At 67.7% G+C, this 16,613-nt stretch carries 17 protein-coding genes and 3 pseudogenes; 10 read left to right on the forward strand and 10 right to left on the reverse strand.

Annotation, left to right across the window (positions count from 1 at the left end):
* Positions 1-800 precede the first annotated feature (800 nt).
* Positions 801-1,247: a hypothetical protein gene (locus ABT147_RS28760; RefSeq protein ID WP_351411331.1), complete on the reverse strand. Its 447-nt coding sequence runs from the start codon at positions 1,245-1,247 to the stop codon at positions 801-803.
* Positions 1,248-1,452: 205 nt separating this feature from the next.
* Here ABT147_RS28760 and ABT147_RS28765 point away from each other — a divergent pair, with 205 nt between their 5' ends.
* Both ABT147_RS28765 and ABT147_RS28770 read left to right on the forward strand, forming a co-directional pair.
* On the forward strand, positions 1,453-1,845 hold the full coding sequence (locus ABT147_RS28765) for a hypothetical protein (protein ID WP_351411333.1): 393 nt from the start codon (positions 1,453-1,455) through the stop codon (positions 1,843-1,845).
* 399 nt (positions 1,846-2,244) lie between these two features.
* Positions 2,245-2,442 (forward strand): hypothetical protein, encoded by a 198-nt coding sequence (locus tag ABT147_RS28770; RefSeq protein WP_351411335.1) that lies wholly within the window; start codon positions 2,245-2,247, stop codon positions 2,440-2,442.
* A 271-nt stretch (positions 2,443-2,713) separates the two neighbouring features.
* Here ABT147_RS28770 and ABT147_RS28775 read toward each other — a convergent pair whose 3' ends face one another.
* From ABT147_RS28775 to ABT147_RS28790, 4 genes are all read right to left on the reverse strand, one after another.
* The gene (locus tag ABT147_RS28775) at positions 2,714-3,253 is read right to left on the reverse strand and encodes an NAD(P)H-dependent oxidoreductase (RefSeq protein ID WP_351411337.1); all 540 of its coding nucleotides are present in this window, start codon (positions 3,251-3,253) and stop codon (positions 2,714-2,716) included.
* Positions 3,254-3,344: 91 nt separating this feature from the next.
* Positions 3,345-4,325 carry an aldo/keto reductase gene (locus ABT147_RS28780; RefSeq protein ID WP_351411339.1) on the reverse strand — a complete coding sequence of 327 codons (981 nt, stop codon included), beginning with the start codon at positions 4,323-4,325 and terminating at the stop codon, positions 3,345-3,347.
* A 363-nt stretch (positions 4,326-4,688) separates the two neighbouring features.
* Complete coding sequence (locus ABT147_RS28785) at positions 4,689-5,171, reverse strand: nitroreductase family deazaflavin-dependent oxidoreductase (RefSeq protein ID WP_351411341.1); 483 nt, start codon at positions 5,169-5,171, stop codon at positions 4,689-4,691.
* A 75-nt stretch (positions 5,172-5,246) separates the two neighbouring features.
* Positions 5,247-6,092: an SDR family oxidoreductase gene (locus tag ABT147_RS28790; RefSeq protein WP_351411344.1), complete on the reverse strand. Its 846-nt coding sequence runs from the start codon at positions 6,090-6,092 to the stop codon at positions 5,247-5,249.
* A 236-nt stretch (positions 6,093-6,328) separates the two neighbouring features.
* On the opposite strand from ABT147_RS28790, the gene ABT147_RS28795 reads away from it, so the two are divergent.
* Positions 6,329-7,288 carry a helix-turn-helix domain-containing protein gene (locus ABT147_RS28795; protein WP_351411346.1) on the forward strand — a complete coding sequence of 320 codons (960 nt, stop codon included), beginning with the start codon at positions 6,329-6,331 and terminating at the stop codon, positions 7,286-7,288.
* A 171-nt stretch (positions 7,289-7,459) separates the two neighbouring features.
* Here ABT147_RS28795 and ABT147_RS28800 read toward each other — a convergent pair.
* A pseudogene (locus ABT147_RS28800) lies at positions 7,460-7,685 on the reverse strand (carbonic anhydrase); the annotation flags it as partial.
* A 544-nt stretch (positions 7,686-8,229) separates the two neighbouring features.
* On the opposite strand from ABT147_RS28800, the gene ABT147_RS28805 reads away from it, so the two are divergent.
* From ABT147_RS28805 to ABT147_RS28825, 5 genes and pseudogenes are all read left to right on the forward strand, one after another.
* Positions 8,230-8,796, forward strand: coding sequence for a hypothetical protein (locus ABT147_RS28805; protein WP_351411349.1), 567 nt, complete (start codon positions 8,230-8,232; stop codon positions 8,794-8,796).
* A 303-nt stretch (positions 8,797-9,099) separates the two neighbouring features.
* Entirely contained in the window at positions 9,100-9,456 is a 357-nt protein-coding gene (locus ABT147_RS28810) for a hypothetical protein (RefSeq protein WP_351411350.1), read from the forward strand.
* A 205-nt stretch (positions 9,457-9,661) separates the two neighbouring features.
* On the forward strand, positions 9,662-10,165 hold the full coding sequence (locus tag ABT147_RS28815) for an NUDIX domain-containing protein (protein WP_502983178.1): 504 nt from the start codon (positions 9,662-9,664) through the stop codon (positions 10,163-10,165).
* Positions 10,166-10,412: 247 nt separating this feature from the next.
* A pseudogene (locus tag ABT147_RS28820) lies at positions 10,413-10,544 on the forward strand (transposase); the annotation flags it as partial.
* Between the two features lie 34 nt (positions 10,545-10,578).
* Positions 10,579-11,133, forward strand: coding sequence for a transposase (locus ABT147_RS28825; protein WP_351411353.1), 555 nt, complete (start codon positions 10,579-10,581; stop codon positions 11,131-11,133).
* Here ABT147_RS28825 and ABT147_RS28830 read toward each other — a convergent pair.
* Positions 11,066-11,635: a TetR/AcrR family transcriptional regulator gene (locus ABT147_RS28830; protein ID WP_351411355.1), complete on the reverse strand. Its 570-nt coding sequence runs from the start codon at positions 11,633-11,635 to the stop codon at positions 11,066-11,068. The genes ABT147_RS28825 and ABT147_RS28830 overlap by 68 nt on opposite strands.
* Positions 11,636-11,684: 49 nt before the next feature.
* Here ABT147_RS28830 and ABT147_RS28835 point away from each other — a divergent pair, with 49 nt between their 5' ends.
* Positions 11,685-12,182, forward strand: coding sequence for a nuclear transport factor 2 family protein (locus ABT147_RS28835; RefSeq protein WP_351411357.1), 498 nt, complete (start codon positions 11,685-11,687; stop codon positions 12,180-12,182).
* A gap of 53 nt (positions 12,183-12,235) precedes the next feature.
* On the opposite strand, the gene ABT147_RS28840 is transcribed toward ABT147_RS28835, so the two are convergent.
* Complete coding sequence (locus ABT147_RS28840) at positions 12,236-12,583, reverse strand: hypothetical protein (RefSeq protein WP_351411359.1); 348 nt, start codon at positions 12,581-12,583, stop codon at positions 12,236-12,238.
* 498 nt (positions 12,584-13,081) lie between these two features.
* Positions 13,082-14,173, reverse strand: coding sequence for a DUF4241 domain-containing protein (locus ABT147_RS28845; RefSeq protein WP_351411361.1), 1,092 nt, complete (start codon positions 14,171-14,173; stop codon positions 13,082-13,084).
* Positions 14,174-14,682: 509 nt separating this feature from the next.
* Between ABT147_RS28845 and ABT147_RS28850 the strand changes: the two are divergent.
* Positions 14,683-15,131 (forward strand): annotated as a pseudogene (locus ABT147_RS28850) (DNA cytosine methyltransferase); the annotation flags it as partial.
* A gap of 184 nt (positions 15,132-15,315) precedes the next feature.
* Here the strand turns inward: ABT147_RS28850 and ABT147_RS28855 are convergent.
* Positions 15,316-16,458 carry a substrate-binding domain-containing protein gene (locus ABT147_RS28855; protein WP_351411363.1) on the reverse strand — a complete coding sequence of 381 codons (1,143 nt, stop codon included), beginning with the start codon at positions 16,456-16,458 and terminating at the stop codon, positions 15,316-15,318.
* Positions 16,459-16,613: the final 155 nt, after the last annotated feature.

Below are 16,613 nucleotides of genomic sequence, written 5' to 3' on the forward strand. Positions count from 1 at the left end.
ACGACATCGCCCGCGACCTCACCATCTGGATGGCCGCCCGCGACTTCCCCGGACGGTCAACCAAGCAGGTCAGCGACTTCTAAAACACGGCCTAGCTCGCCTCCTGTCGGGAGATCACTGAGCTGAGAACCACGCTGCCGTTTTCAGCCGCCGGTCGTGCACGCGTTCCCGAAGAGCGGTCATCCGTGCTCGCTGTGCTGGTGAGTGTCCCCTCGGGCAATTTCCTAGCATCCCCTACGCCCAGATTCGGCGGATGCTCGGGCGGACATGTGTCGGCGTGTGTACATGGATGTGCCGTCCCGATTGGACACGTTGCAGTGGTGCCAGTGGCCAGACTTCATCCGCTGCTCCCCAGCGAGGAGACACATCGGGGGTGATGCTCGCGGCAGCATGGGGTACACGGACGGTCCGCAACTGACCACACCTCAGACGCGCAGTGCCTGGCACCTGGGAGGACCCATTGGCCACCGTCATGCTGTGCTTCTTCCTGCTCGCAGGCCTGGTGCAAGTCAGGTTGGTCGCCTCATCGGCGTGGTGTTCCTTGCGCTCACCACCTGGATGCTCGTCCAGCATCTCCAAGGAAAGTGACGGCGACGCCCCGGTGCGATCTGGCGAGGTCGGTCGATCTGCCCCATCCGCCCGGGGCGCCGCGGTCGCGGTAATGAGGACGCTTTCGGTGCCCGGGTCCGCTTCGGCCGTGGAAGCGCACTACTGCGGGTGTCTTCCAGCCGATCAACAGGACCCAGGCGGCCTTCGGCCGCTGGGTCCTCACATGCCGTTGGAGGTCGAGAAGCCAGTCGTCAGGCCGGGCGGCAGGAGTCACAGACATGGCTATCGATCGCCATCGTCAGTTCGCTTGCCGCTGCCCGTACCGCGGCATCTCCATCACAGGCCAGCAGGTTCGCCGTGCTCGCGCCGTCCAGCACGGCAAGGTGAGCTGCGTGCTGCACCTCGATCTGCGAAGCATTGTGTTCGAGGATCGACTGGAGCAGTTCGATCACCCCAGGCCGGCAGGTGACGGCCTCGGTCACTGCAAGATCCCACAGGAACGGAACCGCCGCGACAGTCGCATCAAAGACAGCCAGCTCACCGAGCCACAGACCGAGGTCACTCAGCGCGTCAGTGCCTGTCCGGGCGTCACCCCACGCCACCCGAGACAGTCGGCCCGGAACGCCTTCTGCAGATCCGTACGCGTGCGTCAACTCATGCCACCGAACGCGGCTCATGCCCTTGAGGATCGTCCCCACCACGCCCTCCAAACTTGCTCTCCGTCACCGGGTTTGAGCAGCACCCGTTCTCGTCAATCAGCTACAACCATTCTCCTCTTGCCCGGTTGCTTCCACTGCCGTGATCCGGGCTGTTGCATCTCGGCGGGGTCGCCATCCCGGCCACGGCGCTTTCACCGGTTGGGGGACGCATCCACCCGGCTGTCACAGCTGGCAGGCTGTGTTCATGGACGTGGAGGCGCTCAGCGCAGCTGACTACGAGTCGGTGCACCGGGCAAGCCGAGGCTTGGCGCCGCGGTACGGGATGGTTTCGCTCAACGCCATGATGGAGGCATGGGAGGCGCTGGTAGAGGATACCGAGGAGGGGTTCGACGCCGAACTCATCTGGGAGTACGCGGACAGGCTTCGCTGCCGTCGCTGGCTCGCGGAGGCATGGCCCGTATTCACCGACAGGATTCGGGCCGCGCGGCAAGCGGAGCTCGACGCCCTGGATGCCCGCTTCCAACTGGCTACCGTGCCCCTGAACGGCCAGGCAGACGATGCCCGATGGCACTCCCGGCGACCGCGGCTGATCGAGGGCGACCCTTTGCTGGAACTGCCTGAATCCTGGGTCCTGTGACACATTTGAGCGCCAGCGCACAGCGCAGTGCCGACGCCGGGGAGGGAGCGGCGCGTGCTTCTGAACAGGGCCGGACGGGCGAGGGTTCCGGTCGGCGACGGCAGGTCCAGCCGCCGAGGAGCCCAAGGTGCCGTCCGACCAACCAACTCGCCGCCGGCCGACAGCTCACCGGGCGCCGCCGGGAACTGGATTGCCTCGCCACCGCGACCACGCTGCGGCAGGGCCCTCCGCCTCGCCAGGGGAGTCGCCGACCTGGCTCGCACTCCTGTGCCCCGCCCACTCCGAGGCCCTTCCCTGGTGGCCCGGCACCGCCGCCGACACCGACGGCCTGCGCCTGTCCTGCGGATCCGTCCTGGACTACCGGTCGGCCGAGCAACTGCTCCCGTCGCACGCCGACCTGTGGCTGACGCCCCTGACCAGAGTGGCCCCGAAGAGAGAACGTACGCCGGAGTCTGGCCCGACGTCCTGGACCAGGCCGACCACGTAGTGCACTCCCGCCTGGGCGAGGACACCGCCGACGGGGAAGAGACGCAGGGCAACCTGTACCGGGCGACCGTTCCCCTGGCCTACCGCGAGACCCTCGCCCAGCGCCTGTAGCCGCGGTCGCGCCGCACGTCCGGTCCGGTCTCGCCTTCTGCAGCTCCTGCGGAATCGCGAGTAACTCCGCGGCCACTTCATCGTGACGAGAGGGCTCCGCCGGGCCGCGGTATCGCCCTCCTCGGCATCGACCTCGGCAACAGGCTGCTCGCCACCCTCGGTCTCGCCCTCTTCGACGCCGGCATACGGGTCTGTCAAACGAGCGGTGTAACTGGGGTTGTTGGATTTACTGACGGGCTGCGGAGAGGCGGCCGTCCATGTGGGAGTGCGGTCAGGCGGCGAAGGAGGCGAGCAGTTCCTTGTACTGCTTGGCGGCGGTGTTCAGGTCTTCGTCGGAGAGGCCGAAGGCGGTGCCGTACAGCTTGACCATCGGCTGGATGTCGAACTGGCAAAGCCGCAGGGTCGCGTGCCAGTTGCTCAGGAGGGTCTCAAGGGTGGTCTGGTTCGCGCCTTCGGGGGTGTAGTGGTCGGCGGGGACGCCGGTGGTGACGGCGACGACGGCCTTCTTGCTGGCCAGCTGGGAGGGCGAGCCGTCCATGGTGAAGGCCCAGCCGAGAGTGAAGACCTTGTCCTGCCATTGCTTGAGCAGAGGGGTGGTGTTGTACCAGAACACCGGGTGCTGGAAGACGATCACGTCGTGGTCGGCCAGCAGTGCCTGCTCGGCGTCGACGTCGATCTGGAAGTCGGGGTAGGTGGTGTAGAGGTCGTGCACGGTGACATGGGCCAGCTCGCGGACGGCGTCCACCAGAGCCTTGTTGGCCTTCGACTGGGACAGGTCGGGGTGGCCTACGACAAGGAGAACCTTGGACATGATGAGAAAGCCTCTTCAGTGATCAGTGAAATGGGTGAACGGATGCGGGTTGGTCGGGTGCGACGGATCAGTACGTCGCGGGGGCGTCAGATCACCGGTCGATGGTGGCCATATTGGCCTCGTCGTGGCGTTCGCCCGCGGCCGGTGTGAGGTTGTTCAGGCGGTCGAGCTGAGCGGCGCTGAGTTCGATGCCGTCGGCGGCGGTGTTCTCTTCGACGCGTGCGACCCGGCGGGTTCCGGGTATGGGGGCGATGTCGTCGCCGCGGTCCAGCAGCCAGGCCAGTGCGGTCTGGGCCGGGGTGGCTCCGATCTCGGCGCCGATGGCCTGTACTTCGTCGACGATGCGCAGGTTGCGCTGGAAGTTCTCGCCGGTGAAGCGCGGGTTGGTCTTGCGCCAGTCGTCGTCGGCGAAGTCGTCGACGGTGCGGATCTGTCCGGTCAGCAGGCCGTGGCCGAGCGGGGAGTAGGGGACGAATCCGATGCCGAGCTCGCGCAGCAGCGGGAGGATCTCGGCCTCGACATCGCGGGTCCACAGGGAGTATTCGGTCTGCAGCGCGGACACCGGATACACGGCGTGCGCCCGGCGGATCGTCTCGGGTCCGGCTTCCGAGAGGCCGATGTGGCGCACCTTGCCTTCGGCGACCAGCTCGGCCAGCGCGCCGACGGTCTCCTCGATTGGCGTGTTCGGGTCGACGCGGTGCTGGTAGTAGAGGTCGATGTGGTCGGTGCCGAGCCGCTTGAGCGAGCCTTCGACCGCGGCCTTCACGTTGCCGGGGCTGCTGTCGATGACGCCGGGGCCGTCGCCGGTGTGGGAGACGAGACCGAACTTCGTCGCCACCACGACGTCGTCGCGGCGGCCCTTGATGGCCTTGCCGACGATTTCCTCGCTGTGGAAGGGGCCGTAGATCTCGGCGGTGTCGATGTGGGTGACCCCGAGGTCGAGCGCCCGGTGGATGGTGCGGATCGACTCGGCGTCATCGAGCTCCCCGCCCGTGGTGTACATGCCGGCCATGGTCATGGCTCCCAGGCCGATGCGGGAGACATCGAGCCCGCCCAGTGACACGTGCTTCATCAGGTACTCCTTTTCGTGACGGCTGTCAGGTCGGTGTGATCAATGGGGTGCGGCACCAGCCGGCGGACCGTGCTTCGGTGGTCCGCACGCTGCTGGCGCGGGTGCCGTTGCGGGTAGCGGGTCAGTGCCGTAGGTGCACCCGGCGGCTGCCGGCCTCGGCCGGGCATGGTGCTCAGGCGTGGGTGTCGTCGTAGGTCCGGCTGCCGAGGACATCGATGCCGCGGTCGCCGGTGATGGGCTTCGTCCGGGTGGCCGGGTGGGCCGACCAGGAGGATTCGAGCCGGCCGCTGTCAGGTGGGGTCCGACGCTGGTGTTGCCAGGGCCAGGCTGCGCGGGATCCGCGGCTGAACCGGCTGCGCCGGGTCAGTGCTCGTGGGCCGCCGGCTCCAGAACGAGGACCGGGATCTCACGTTCCGTGTTCTTCTGGTACTCGGCGTAGTCGGGGAACGCTTCGACGGCTCGGGCCCACCACAGGGCCTTCTCGTCCCCGGTCACCTCGCGTGCCAGCATGTCCTGGCGCACCGGGCCGTCCTGAAGCTCGACTCGGGGGTCGGCCACCGCGTTGTGGTACCAGACCGGGTGCTTGGGGGCTCCTGCCATGGAGGCGATGACGGCGTAGACGCCGTCGTGCTCCACCCGCATGACCGGGGTCTTGCGGATCTTGCCGCTCTTCGCGCCCAGGGTGGTCAGGATGACGACGGGCAGGTCCCGGAGCCTCTCGTCCTCCTCCCGTGCGACCAGGACACTCAGCGTCGTTCCCTGCGTACCGCCGGAGCTTTCGTACAGCTCCACCTGGTCACGCACAAACTGCGCCTTGCTCGGCTCGTACTCGCCTTTGAGGGGCATGTCGACTCTCTCCGTGCTGTCGAAACGCACACCCGGCCCGGTCCTCCGTCCTGGCCGGGGTGCGGGGCGTGGTGCTCAGGCGTGGGCGTCGTCGTAGGCCAGGCTGTCGCCCAGCTCGCGGGATGCCTCGGCCTGGGCGAGGAGTTCCTTTGCCTTGGCCTCGGCGGCCTCGATGGCGTCCGCACCGGCGACGAAGCGCTGCAGGGGCTTGTCCTGGCCGGCGATGGTGAGCAGGGAGCGGGCGAGCTTGGCGGGGTCGCCGGGCTGCTTGCCGTTCATGCTCTTCATGCCCTCGATCCTGGGGGCGGTGCGCGGGGCGTAGTCGTCGATGGACAGCTCGGGCCAGGTGGTGGAGCCGTCCACGAGGAGTTCGGTGCGGAAGTAGCCGGGCTCCACGATCGTGGTGTGGATGTTGTAGGGCTCGACGTCGTAGCGCAGGGACTCCATCCAGCCCTCTTCGGCGAACTTGGAGGCGGCGTAGGCGGAGGTGAACTCCATGCCGACCAGCCCGGCGGTCGAGGTGATGGTGATGACGTGGCCGGCGCGCTGCTTGCGCATGACGGGCAGGACGGCGCGGGTGACGTTCATCGGGCCGAAGAGGTTCGTCTCGAACTGCCGGCGCATCTGCGCGGGCGAGATCTCCTCGAAGTAGCCGGTGAACAGGTTCCCGGCGTTGTTGATCAGGACGTCGATGCGGCCAAAGCGGTCGACGGCGGCCTGCGCGGCGGCCTCGGCATCCTCGCTGCTGGTCACATCGAGCCTCGTGACCAGCAGATTGTCCTGCGGCCCGCCCAGGGTCTTCTCGACCTCCTCGGGACGGCGGCCGGTGGCGACGACCCGGTGGCCGGCGGCGAGGGCCTCGCGGGCGATGTCCGTGCCCAGACCGCGTCCGGCACCAGTGACGAGAATGACCTTGCTCATGGGGGCTTCCTTTCAGGCGCCGGGCTCCGGCACCCGCTGTGTGCGGGGGTGAGGCATACAGCGCCGTGGAGGGGGCTGGGACCGGCGGCACGAGCGCCGTCTGTCCGGGTGGTTCACACCGTCGTGAGCGGTGCACCACCAACAAAACCGCTTGTCACGGGAGTGTGGGAGTCCCTCTTGAGGGGGTCACTGACAGGGACCCCCAACCCGGCGGATGCGCTCGTAGAGTGAAGCGCATGGCAGGCAGAAACGACCCACAAGGCAGCAACCGCGACATCCGCGACGATTTCCGTGCGGAGATCCGGGAATTCCTGGGCACGCGACGGGCCAGGGTCACCCCCGAGCAGGCCGGACTGCCGGCCTACGGTGGAGAGCGCCGACGGGTCACCGGGCTGCGCCGTGAGGAGGTCGCCCTCCTCGCGGGCATCTCCAGCGAGTACTACACCCGGCTGGAGCGCGGCAACGCCACCGGCGTCTCCGAGAGCGTCATCGAAGGCATCGCACAGGCACTTCAGCTCGACGAGGCCGAACGCATCCACCTGCTCGACCTCCTGCGCGGCGCCGGCACGACCCGCCCGCCACGCCGCCGACCGGCCCAGCTGCGCGTGCGGCCCACCGTGCAGCGCGTCCTCGACTCGATGAGAGGCACACCCGCGTTCATCCTCAGCGGACGCGGGGACATCCTGGCCGCCAACCACCTCGGGCGCGCCCTGTTCTCCCCCATCTACGCCGACCCGGTACGGCCGCCGAACAACGCTCGGTTCGTCTTTCTCAGCCCGCACGCGACCGAGTTCTTCCGCCACTGGGACGAAGTCGCAGGCGACACGGTCGCCATGCTGCGCGCCGAGGCAGGCCGCGATCTCTACGACCGGCGGCTGACGGACCTGATCGGGGAGCTGTCCACCCGCAGCGCGGAATTCCGTCACCGCTGGGCGGCTCACAATGTCCGGATGCACACCACGGGCGTGAAGCTCCTGCACCACCCGGTCGTCGGCGACCTCGACCTGCCCTTCGAGACCTTCCCACTCCCCGACGGCCCCAGCCAGTTCCTCCTCACCTACACCGCCGAGCCTCACTCACCCTCGCAGGACGCCCTGAACCTGCTGGCCAGCTGGGCCGCGACCGACGACGGCATCGAGCGATCCGAGCCGACCAACGACTCCCAGCCCGCCGACTCGGGCGAGACACCCGACTGACCGACGAGCCACGCGAGTCGATCTGCGGCATCTTTTGCGGAGCAACGGCAGCATCCGCCACCGAGACATCAAGGTCAGGAACGGCACAGCCGTCTACGCGAGACCGCTGGGGTGACGTTGCACCCCAGCTCGTGGCACTGCGGACAAACGGACAACTGCCAACCCCCGCCATAACACGAACAGATCCCCCAGCCCCTGGTCGAAGATGATCTCCGCGGCCGGCCGGGAGTCGGAGCACCCGAACAGCACGGCGAAGGGCCGCTGGGCTGGCGCGGTCTCGGCGCGGCGGATGGCGTCCTGGTTGGGGTGCTCAGGATGGCCCGTGATGAAGCGCTGGTTACCGGCCAGCAGCAGCTCGAAGGCGTCACTGGACCGTCGGGCTCTGGGTGTCGGTCATGGCCGCACCCTACGATCCGACACCAGCCGTCGCCGGAAACCCGCATGGAGAGGACCACACTGACGGGAGGCAGAGCCGTGTGTGCCGATGGGAAAATCGATGACCGGGCGGCTATCCAGAGCGAGCTTGCGCCGGTTCTCCTCTTCCAGTTCCAGTTCCAGCTGCCGGGGCCGGTGGCGTTTCGGGCACCACAGCACTGGCAGTAGCGGCCGGTGGCTTGTACGTGGGAGCGAGCAACGTCTGTCGACGGTTCTGGGCAGCACTTAGCGATCACACGGCTCGCAAATGTCGATGAGGACCGGCAACGCTGCTGTCGAGGGCCCTTCATGCGGCCGCGACGTGGCGCTCAACATCGCAGGAATCGCTCTCTGGTCCGCGTAGCACTGCCTGGCTGTGGCGGCGGGTACGCCTCGGGGCTGATACGGCGGCAATATGGTTCCGTCGTGTGGCTGATGGGGTTCATGCCGTGGCCGGACGCCGGGCGGCGGGGCCTGCGAAAGCATCAAGGGCATCACACGACATCGCTGATCAAGGAGCATGCCGCATGCCCACCACTGTTCCCTTCTCCGACAACGCGCAGGCCGAAGGAAAGTCCTTACCCAACCGCGCACCGGATCGGACGGTCCCGGACGTCCCGGCCTGGGCGCGACGCGCGGCGGCCGCGGTCGTCTGGGTGTCTCTGCCATCGGCTGTGTGGCGCCTCGCCGCCGTGCTGGGTGTTCCGCTTGGACTCGGACAGTCCGAGTACGATGCCATGCTCCTGCCCGGCTGGGGCCTGCTGGTGCTGCCTTTGCTGTCGCTGGCCCAAGAAGGTCTGGCCTGGCTGACACTCGGCTTGGTGCGGCCGTGGGGAGAAGTGTGGCCGCGTTGGCTGCCGTATCTCGGAGGCCGTCCGGTCCCGGTACGTGCTGCGGTTATCCCGGCGGCGTTTGGCGCACTCGCCTGCAGCGTCTACGGAGTATTGCTTGTCTGGACGACCCTGCACGCTCAGATGGACATCACGACGTGGGGCAACTGGCTCCTGACCGCCTGCTATCTGCCTGTGGTCGCCTGGGGGCCGCTGCTGGGTGTGGTGACCGTGCACTACTACCGGCGCCGCACGCGCGGGTGAGGGGCGCAACCCGTCACGGGCAAGTCCCGTCCGCTGGTGGCCGCGTCTTGCGCCGCCCGGGCATCACGGCGGATCACCGTGTACAGATCGACCTTGGACTTCGGTGGCGCCATCGCACCCTCATCCCGCAGAGCACCCCCAGGGTCTCACCGCAAGGCCACCGAGTCTTGCCAGAACTCGGAGCTGACAGGTGTCGACGGCTCGGACGTGCCAGGAAGAGCGGGACTCATGCCGAGATGATGCCAAGGACCCCGGTCATGAGGTCACCGGGGCGATGTCAGAGCCGTGCTGGAGGATCAAGTCATGCTGATTGCAACTGACGAGGCGGGGCGAGTGAGCAAGAGGCCCTCGAAGCCGGCGATAGGCAGGATGCTGGCCAACCTCCAGCGCGGAAACGCGCATCTGGTCCTGGAGCGCGCGGAGGAGGGCCTGGAGGGTAGCTGGTATGTCCAGGTGCTGCTGCGTGACGACAACACGTACCAACTCGAATTCCGGGACGGCGTAGCAGCCGAGCACTATCAGACCCGGACCATCTCCCAGGAGAAGGCCCTGACTGCCATGCTCGGCTGGGCCGCCGGTAAGGCGGGCTGGAAGGACGGCTTCATGTGGAACAACATCGGCTCACAGTTCAGGGCTGATGAAGCTCAAGGCCAGGACTGACGGGTGCACCGGCGCCCGGCATGGTGCGGATCGCCGCGACAACGTTCTCGCCGAAGGCCTGAGCACGACAGGTCACGACAGGTGTCGTATGTGCACGACAGCTGTCGTCATCCGCGTCCGACCTCCTGGTGCAGGTGCTCTCGGGACGCCCGCCACGGGTCGCCGGGAAGCGGCGTTGTCGGTGGGCTCTGCCAGGGTGTGCGTCGTGGATGAACCGGTGGAGCGTGTCGACGATCACGATCGTGTGCTGGGGGTGGTGGTCAGTCGCCGGCAGGCCATCCGGGAGGGGTGGCTGCACCGGGTCGCCGTGACGGTGTGTCGTGATGAGCGTGGGCGGATCCTTGTCCACCGGCGGTCGGAGCAGTTGTCGCGCTTCCCCGGGCTCCACGAGGTCGTGGTCGGTGGCGCCGTGGATGTCGGTGAGTCCTATGAGCAGGCCGCCGCGCGGGAGCTGGCCGAAGAGCTGGGCATTCGTGTGCTGCCGCGCTTGCTGTTCACGTTCCTCAACCGCAGCGGGTTGAGCCCTCACTGGCTCGGCGTGCACGAAGCCGCGGTGCCGGATGCCGTGGTCCCCGATCCCGATGAGGTCGCCTGGCATGGCTGGCTGACGGAGCCGGAGCTGCGGTCGGCCCTGCTGGAGTGGCGCTTCACCCCCGACAGCCACGAAGCCTTCAACCGGTATCTCGCGTTCCGGACCGCGCAGTCCTGACCTTGCGCGCCCTTGCTTGCAATAAGCGCGGTAGACGCCGAGAACGATACGAATCCGACGACCGTTGCCGTACACAGCGGTCGCGAAACTCTCTGGTCAGGGTGCCGGTTGACGACAACTAGGGTCCGTCTTCAAAGATCATCGAGTGGTGGATCATGGTGGGGTGCTATGTCGTCATGAACTCACCGATCAGGAGGGGGAGTTACTCGCTCCACTGATGCCGTGGGCCGCGACGGGCCGGCCGTGAGTGTCGGACCGGCAGGTCATCAACGGGATGGTTTACGAGATCCGAACCGGGATCTCCTGGCGTGACCTGCCGGAACGCTACGGCCCATGGCAGACCGTCTGCACCCGCTTCCGCCGCTACGCCCTGGACGGCGTGTTCACGCGAGCTCTGCAGCAGATCCAAGCCTGTGCGGACGCGGCTGGCGACATCGACCGGCTCGTCCAGACTCCACCATCGTCCGCGCCCACCCACACGCCGCCACCGGCCCACAAGGGGGATCAACAGGCCGGACGAACCGGACGATCACGCCCTCGGCCGATCCCGAGGCGGACTGACAACCAAAATCCATCTCGCCTGCGACGGCAAGGGGCGCCCGCTCGCAGTCCTGGTGACACCCGGCCAACGTCACGACAGCATCTGCGCGCGACCACTTCTGGAGCGTATCCGTCTCCCTCGCACCGGCCCGGGCCGGCCACGCCGCAGACCTGACCAGGTCTTCGCGGACAAGGCCTACAGCTCCCGCGGCTCCCGCGCCTACCTGCGCAAACGCGGCATCGTGCAGACCATCCCGGAGAAGACCGACCAGCAGCGACACCGGCACAACCGCGGACCTCGCGGCGGGCGGCCACCGACGTTCGACCAGCAGGGTCTACCGCCAACGCAACATCATCAGATCAAGGTGTCCCGAGCAACGTCGCGACAGCCGCGCGGGCATGACGGGCCGGGGCCGGGTCGCCACTGATGCCGGCCGTCACGATGGCTCCTTCGGCGAGGAGGAAGACCGGTTCGACCACCGGCACCCCCGTGGCGTGGACCCACATGGCGATCTGGTCGTGGAACGCCCGCTTGTGTGACCGGACTTCGGCCAGCACCGCTTCGGACGACGAGCCGAGTTCGCCGTGGGCGTTGACCCAGGCGCATCCGCGGAAACCGGGCTGTGCGAACCACTCGGCAAGCCAGTCGAACACGGCGAGTACGCGCTCGCGGGGATCCGGGGCCTGTTGTTCCACGTGCGCGGTCAGGTCTCCTCTCCACCGCTGGTCGCGCCGTTTCAGCATCGCCACGACGAGATCCTCCTTTGCCGCGAAGAACCGGTAGATCCGTTTCAGCGGCAGACCTGATGCCGCGCGCACCTCGTCCATTCCGACCGCCTGGATGCCTCGCTCGTAGAAGAGCCCCTCCGCCGCGTCGAGCAGCACTTCACGGTCCAGGCGGTTCTGTTCCTCGGTGATCGGCGCCGGCATCAGGCCTCCTTGACGTTGAGAACGACCGTTCCCTATCTTAGTCCCACCGATGGAGAACGTACGTTCCCGATACGAGGAGGCCACCGTGCCGGAAGATCGCCCGCCCTATCCCCCGTTCACCCGGGAGACCGCCCTGCAGAAGGTCCAGGCCGCCGAGGACGCATGGAACACCCGCGACCCCCAGCGGGTGGCACTGGCCTACACAGCGGACTCGACATGGCGGAACCGGGACACGTTCGTCACCGGCCGCGAGGAGATCGTCGCCTTCCTGACACGGAAGTGGGAGCGCGAACTGGACTACGCGCTACGCAAGAGCCTCTGGTCGTTCCACGAGAACCGGATCGCCGTCCGCTTCCAGTACGAGTGGCACGACACGGAAGGTCAGTGGTGGCGCAGTTACGGCAATGAACTGTGGGAGTTCGACGAGCGCGGCCTCATGCGGCGCCGCGAGGCGAGCATCAACGACATCACCATCTCCGAAGCCGACAGGCGCGTACACGGCCCCCGTCCCGTGGACGAATACGGGATCGACATCCCGCTCCATTGACGTCCGCTCCCCGGCCCGAAGGCCCGGGATTCCTACCACGGTCGGCTGACCGTCTAGGTGGGTTCCTGCTTCAGCGCGCTGGGCCGGTACGAGTACCGGCCTTGCCTGCGCTCGACAGGCCGCCACCGCCAGTCCGGCGGCCTTGGCGACGTTGATCGCCGCGTTGATGTCCGGTCGAGGACGGCCCCGTCGACTTGCGGCTGAGGGCCTACTGTGCGCGGCCTGAGCTTCTTCTCGGCCCGGCGCAGGAAACGAGGCGGCAGGAAATGAGGCGCGTCGATCTTCGCGCCGTCGGACAAGACGGCAAAATGCCCCAGTCCCAGTCCCAGTCCCAGTCCCAGGTCGATGTCGATGCCGACGGCCTGATCGCTCTCGGCCGACGTGACGGACTCGGTCTCCACAACAAAGCTCGCGAGCACCTTCCGGCCGCGTCTTTGATCACGGTCACCGTGGAGGGTCCGAGGGAAGGCTGTGGGACCACTTCACCCGCACGTCCCCGATCTTCGGCAAGGACAGGTCCCCGCCGATGGTGATCTTCCATCCGGGGGCGCCTGCCCTTCATCCCGTCGAAGAAGTTCCGGTATGCGGCCTCCAGGTCCCGCAGGGACTGCTGGAGTCCCGCGTGCGGGAACTTCTGCGTATCTGCGCGGGATACACGCCCTGCTGGACTTGTTGGCCCACCATGCCAGCGCATTGAGTCGGTGGCCCTGTCGCCCATGCGCATCGACGCGTAGTACCACTGGCGAGCTTCCTTGACGTCCGCCGGGAAGGCGTCCACCAGGCCGAAGTCGGTGATCGAGTTGTCGAGCTTCTCAATCGCCGTGTGCGCTCTGGAGGTTCGCCACGGTCACGGTCCCAGTCTCGGCAGTGCGGGCCTCGCACCCATGGTCGGCGGCTCCTTACTCTCCCCCGTCGGCGGAATGGAGCTGGAAGTCGACTACGACGCAACCAACCTGTCCGCATTCGGTGCGGCCGATCCAGACGGGGTAGGACCCGTCGCCCCGGCCGGCACGGAAGGCGATGAGGTTCGGCTCGGGCTCCGTGCCGGGGAGTTCGACGGTGAAATGGCTGTCGAGGGGCATGAACAGGTCCTCGTCCAGCTGCTCTTCGATCACCGTCCGAGTCGCATCCATGAAAGCCACTGTGCCGGTATCCACGCCGACCCCGTAGAACTGGCCCTCACCGAGCAGCCCCAGGTCCTCGTCGGGCCGGAGGGCCATTTCCCACTCCCGGGGCGGGAGGTCCAGGAACGTCACCCTGGCCGCGGCGACACCGGCCCCGCCTGTCGTGCGCAACAGCGACAGCGTGACCGGGAACTCGCCCGGTGGCACAGCGACGGTCCGCGGGGTCTCTTCGATCCAGCCTGGGTCCGAGACCACCAGCTGCCCTGACGTGATCCGCAGCAGGCCGGCGTCAACGGGCTCGACGACGGCCGGCCCATCCGGAGTGTCGCACGCACCCGGACTGAACAGTTGCTCGATTCCGGTGGCTCGCAGCGGTCCCGATCCTTCGTCCACCGACACGTCGTTCAGGACTACGGTCGTGCCGGGCTCGTGGCCCTGCTGGGCGAGGAACGGCGCGAACACCTGCCAGTCGCCGAATTCCGGTACCGGGCAGAGGAAGTCCTCGACGGGCGCCGGGAACCGCCGCACGGGGACGCTCGACGGGCCGGAAGTTCGAGCGTGCAGTGGCTCCGTCGACGCTCCCCTCCGCCCGGCGAACTCGGACTTTACCTCGACCTGCCCGTCGGCCGAGATGGTCGTGGTCTCCTGGACATCCCACTTCCCGGACGAGTACTCCTGCTCGTTGGAGAACTGCCATCGGATGTTCCAGCGAGCCAACAACATCCCCGTGCCGTGCGGCTTGAGGTCGATCATCTGCATGCGCCAGGACCTGTCGTCGTACAGATACACCCGCCACATCCCGCGCGGCCATCTTTCGACCAGTGCCAGCGGTCGCTCCCGCGCGGACAGCAGAACCGCGTACTCCATCCCGGCAGCATGTCTGCGTGCCGCGAGCGCGCGCGACATCGGGTCCGGATGGGTCATTCCCTGGTGGGAACCCCACATTTCGCCGTACGACACATCAAGACTGTCGAAGATCACAGCCGCTCTCCCCCGTGGCACCAGCCGCCCCCGAGCAGTGGCGCCCGACGGGTGACCCTGCCGCATCGCCCTGCCCTTCCGGGCTTCGTTGTGCCGCCAGTCTGCCACTGAGGTGTGACACATCGGATGGTGAGAGACCAGCAACCTGAGGTCACCGACGACATGGGCCGGGTGAGAGGCCACCAACGCCCCCTCCACGAGAGGCCCCTGTGGTCGAACCCGAACCTGCCGTGCAGGGCGAAGGGACAACGTGCCTCGCTCCAACGCGACACGGCGAGGACCCTCGACCCTCGCGTAAAGCGACATGACCTGCGCGGGACACAGCGACGGACGGTCACAACCGGCCCGGCGGCTGGAGCCACCCCCTCACCGTCCTCCGCGCACGGGACGTCGGGCTGGACTGGGACGAGTGGGCCTGCAAGACCCGTGCGAGGACGGGACAGTTGACGATCCGGACCGATGTCGCCGCCCACCCGGCGTGGATCTTCTCCGGCGGGGTCCTCGCGCTGATCGCTTCGCCTCCATGTCAGGCATGGAACATGGCAGGCAAGCGCCTCGGGCTGGTCGACCCTCCCCTCGTCCACCAGGACATCGCCGGCCTCACCGCCCGACGCGACACCCGCGAGCGACTGCTCGCAGCCTGCGCGGACCAGCGCTCCCTCCTCACGGCCGAGCCAATGTGCTGCCTGCACGCCCTCAACACGGTGGGCGAGCCGGAATGGGCGGTCATGGAGGACGTCCCCGACGTGTTGCCCCCGTGGCGGCAGTACACCGCCGTCCTGCCCGGCTGGGGTTCTCCGTGTGGACCGGCATCCTCAACACCGCCGACTACGCCGTCCCCCAGAAGTGAAGGTGGTGCGAGCTCGATGGTCTGGGTCGGGCCGTCCTCGTCGAGGGCGTATGCCGCGATGCGGACCTCGTAGTCGCCGCCCGCGATGCGAAAGGCGCCCTCGTATTCGTCCGCTGAGTCCTGCTGCCGGTCTTCACGCGCACTGTGTCGCCCCGCCCCCCGACCCGTTTGCCGGTCCTTATTTGTCCCAGATCTTGCGGTAGGCCTGACGGTAGCCTTCCGAGTCCCAGGACAGCGCGCCACCGCTGTTGTCCGCGGTGGTGATGTGGACAGGAGCGACATATCCACTGGCCGGCTTGCCCGCGAACGCGCGGTTGAACTCGTCGATGATCTGCCACCCCTGTTCGGACAGGGGCTCGGGCACGGTGGCGGACTGGAACTGCTTGCCGTTGATCCGCTCGAAGGCTGACGGGTCCCCGTCGCCGGCACCGATGTTGAACGGAGCGCCGCCGCCCTTGTGGCCGGCGGCGCGCAGCGCTGGTGCCGCGTGGTCGAAGTACAGGTCGTTGATGGCGGCGGAGTAGGTCCATCTGTCGCCGAAGCGGGTCTGGAGGGAGGAGACCTTGTCGACGGTTCGGCTGTTGGCTTCCGGGATGGGAATGTCCTCGTAGCTCAGCAGCTCGACATCGGAGCAGGTGGCGAGCTTCTTCTTGATCAGATCGGACTTCCGCTTGGCGAACGGTATCGAGGCGTCGGTGAACAGCACCACGCCCGCACGCCCGTTGGAGCGGGCGATGATCCAGTCGGCGCTGATCTCCGCGACTTCTTCGACCTTGGTGGTGACGTTGCTGAAGAGCTTCGGGTCCGCGCTGGGACCAGGGGCGGCGGTGGCGTGCCAGCCGATCAGCGGGATGCCCGCGGCGTCCGCCTGCTCGACCTGCTTGGTCACGGACGTGGGGTCGAAGCCGCCGATGACGATGCCGGAGGGCTTCAGGGCGATGGCCTCGGTGAAGGCCGCCCGGATACCGGCGGGCGTGCCCTGCCCGTCGATGGTGCGGACGTCCCAGCCGATGACCTTCGCCGCTTCCTGAACGCCCTTGGCGACTCCGGAGACACCGGGGTTGGTCATGGTCTGCGCGACATACGCGATGGTCTTGCCGGAGACGGCCTCGGGTCCGGTGGTGGGACCGCCCCAGGGGGCGTTGATGTCCTCGGCCTCCTTGACGGCCTGTCTCGCCTCGGCGAGGACAGCGGGACAACCCGGTTCCCGCGAACCGACGGTGGACGCGTTGGTGGTCGTACCGCTGTCGCAGCCGGCGACTGCGGTGGTCACGGCCAGGAACGTGACGGCTGCCGCGGCCGCTTTGCGGGTGGGATGCACGGGGTCTCCTCAACTGGACACGAGGGGGTACGGATTGCGTGGGGGGAGGAGAACGAGCCGGCAGGCGGCCGGAATCGCAACGGCGGCAGCACCTCGGGCTGCGGCCCGGCGGGTTGTCGCGGTGGGAATGTAGCAGGGCCCCGACCGGTCCCTCC

The organism is Streptomyces sp. NPDC001868, from assembly GCF_040297125.1.
Taxonomy (GTDB): Bacteria; Actinomycetota; Actinomycetes; order Streptomycetales; family Streptomycetaceae; genus Streptomyces.

Coding starts and splice junctions, on each gene's coding strand:
- ABT147_RS28785 (WP_351411341.1), bottom strand. CDS start 5,171: ATGCCCCTCAAAGGCGAGTACGAGCCGAGCAAGGCGCAGTTTGTGCGT.
- ABT147_RS28795 (WP_351411346.1), top strand. CDS start 6,329: ATGGCAGGCAGAAACGACCCACAAGGCAGCAACCGCGACATCCGCGAC.
- ABT147_RS28765 (WP_351411333.1), top strand. CDS start 1,453: ATGGACGTGGAGGCGCTCAGCGCAGCTGACTACGAGTCGGTGCACCGG.
- ABT147_RS28845 (WP_351411361.1), bottom strand. CDS start 14,173: ATGGAGTACGCGGTTCTGCTGTCCGCGCGGGAGCGACCGCTGGCACTG.
- ABT147_RS28805 (WP_351411349.1), top strand. CDS start 8,230: ATGCCCACCACTGTTCCCTTCTCCGACAACGCGCAGGCCGAAGGAAAG.
- ABT147_RS28790 (WP_351411344.1), bottom strand. CDS start 6,092: ATGAGCAAGGTCATTCTCGTCACTGGTGCCGGACGCGGTCTGGGCACG.
- ABT147_RS28810 (WP_351411350.1), top strand. CDS start 9,100: ATGCTGATTGCAACTGACGAGGCGGGGCGAGTGAGCAAGAGGCCCTCG.
- ABT147_RS28830 (WP_351411355.1), bottom strand. CDS start 11,635: ATGCCGGCGCCGATCACCGAGGAACAGAACCGCCTGGACCGTGAAGTG.
- ABT147_RS28835 (WP_351411357.1), top strand. CDS start 11,685: ATGGAGAACGTACGTTCCCGATACGAGGAGGCCACCGTGCCGGAAGAT.
- ABT147_RS28775 (WP_351411337.1), bottom strand. CDS start 3,253: ATGTCCAAGGTTCTCCTTGTCGTAGGCCACCCCGACCTGTCCCAGTCG.
- ABT147_RS28780 (WP_351411339.1), bottom strand. CDS start 4,325: ATGAAGCACGTGTCACTGGGCGGGCTCGATGTCTCCCGCATCGGCCTG.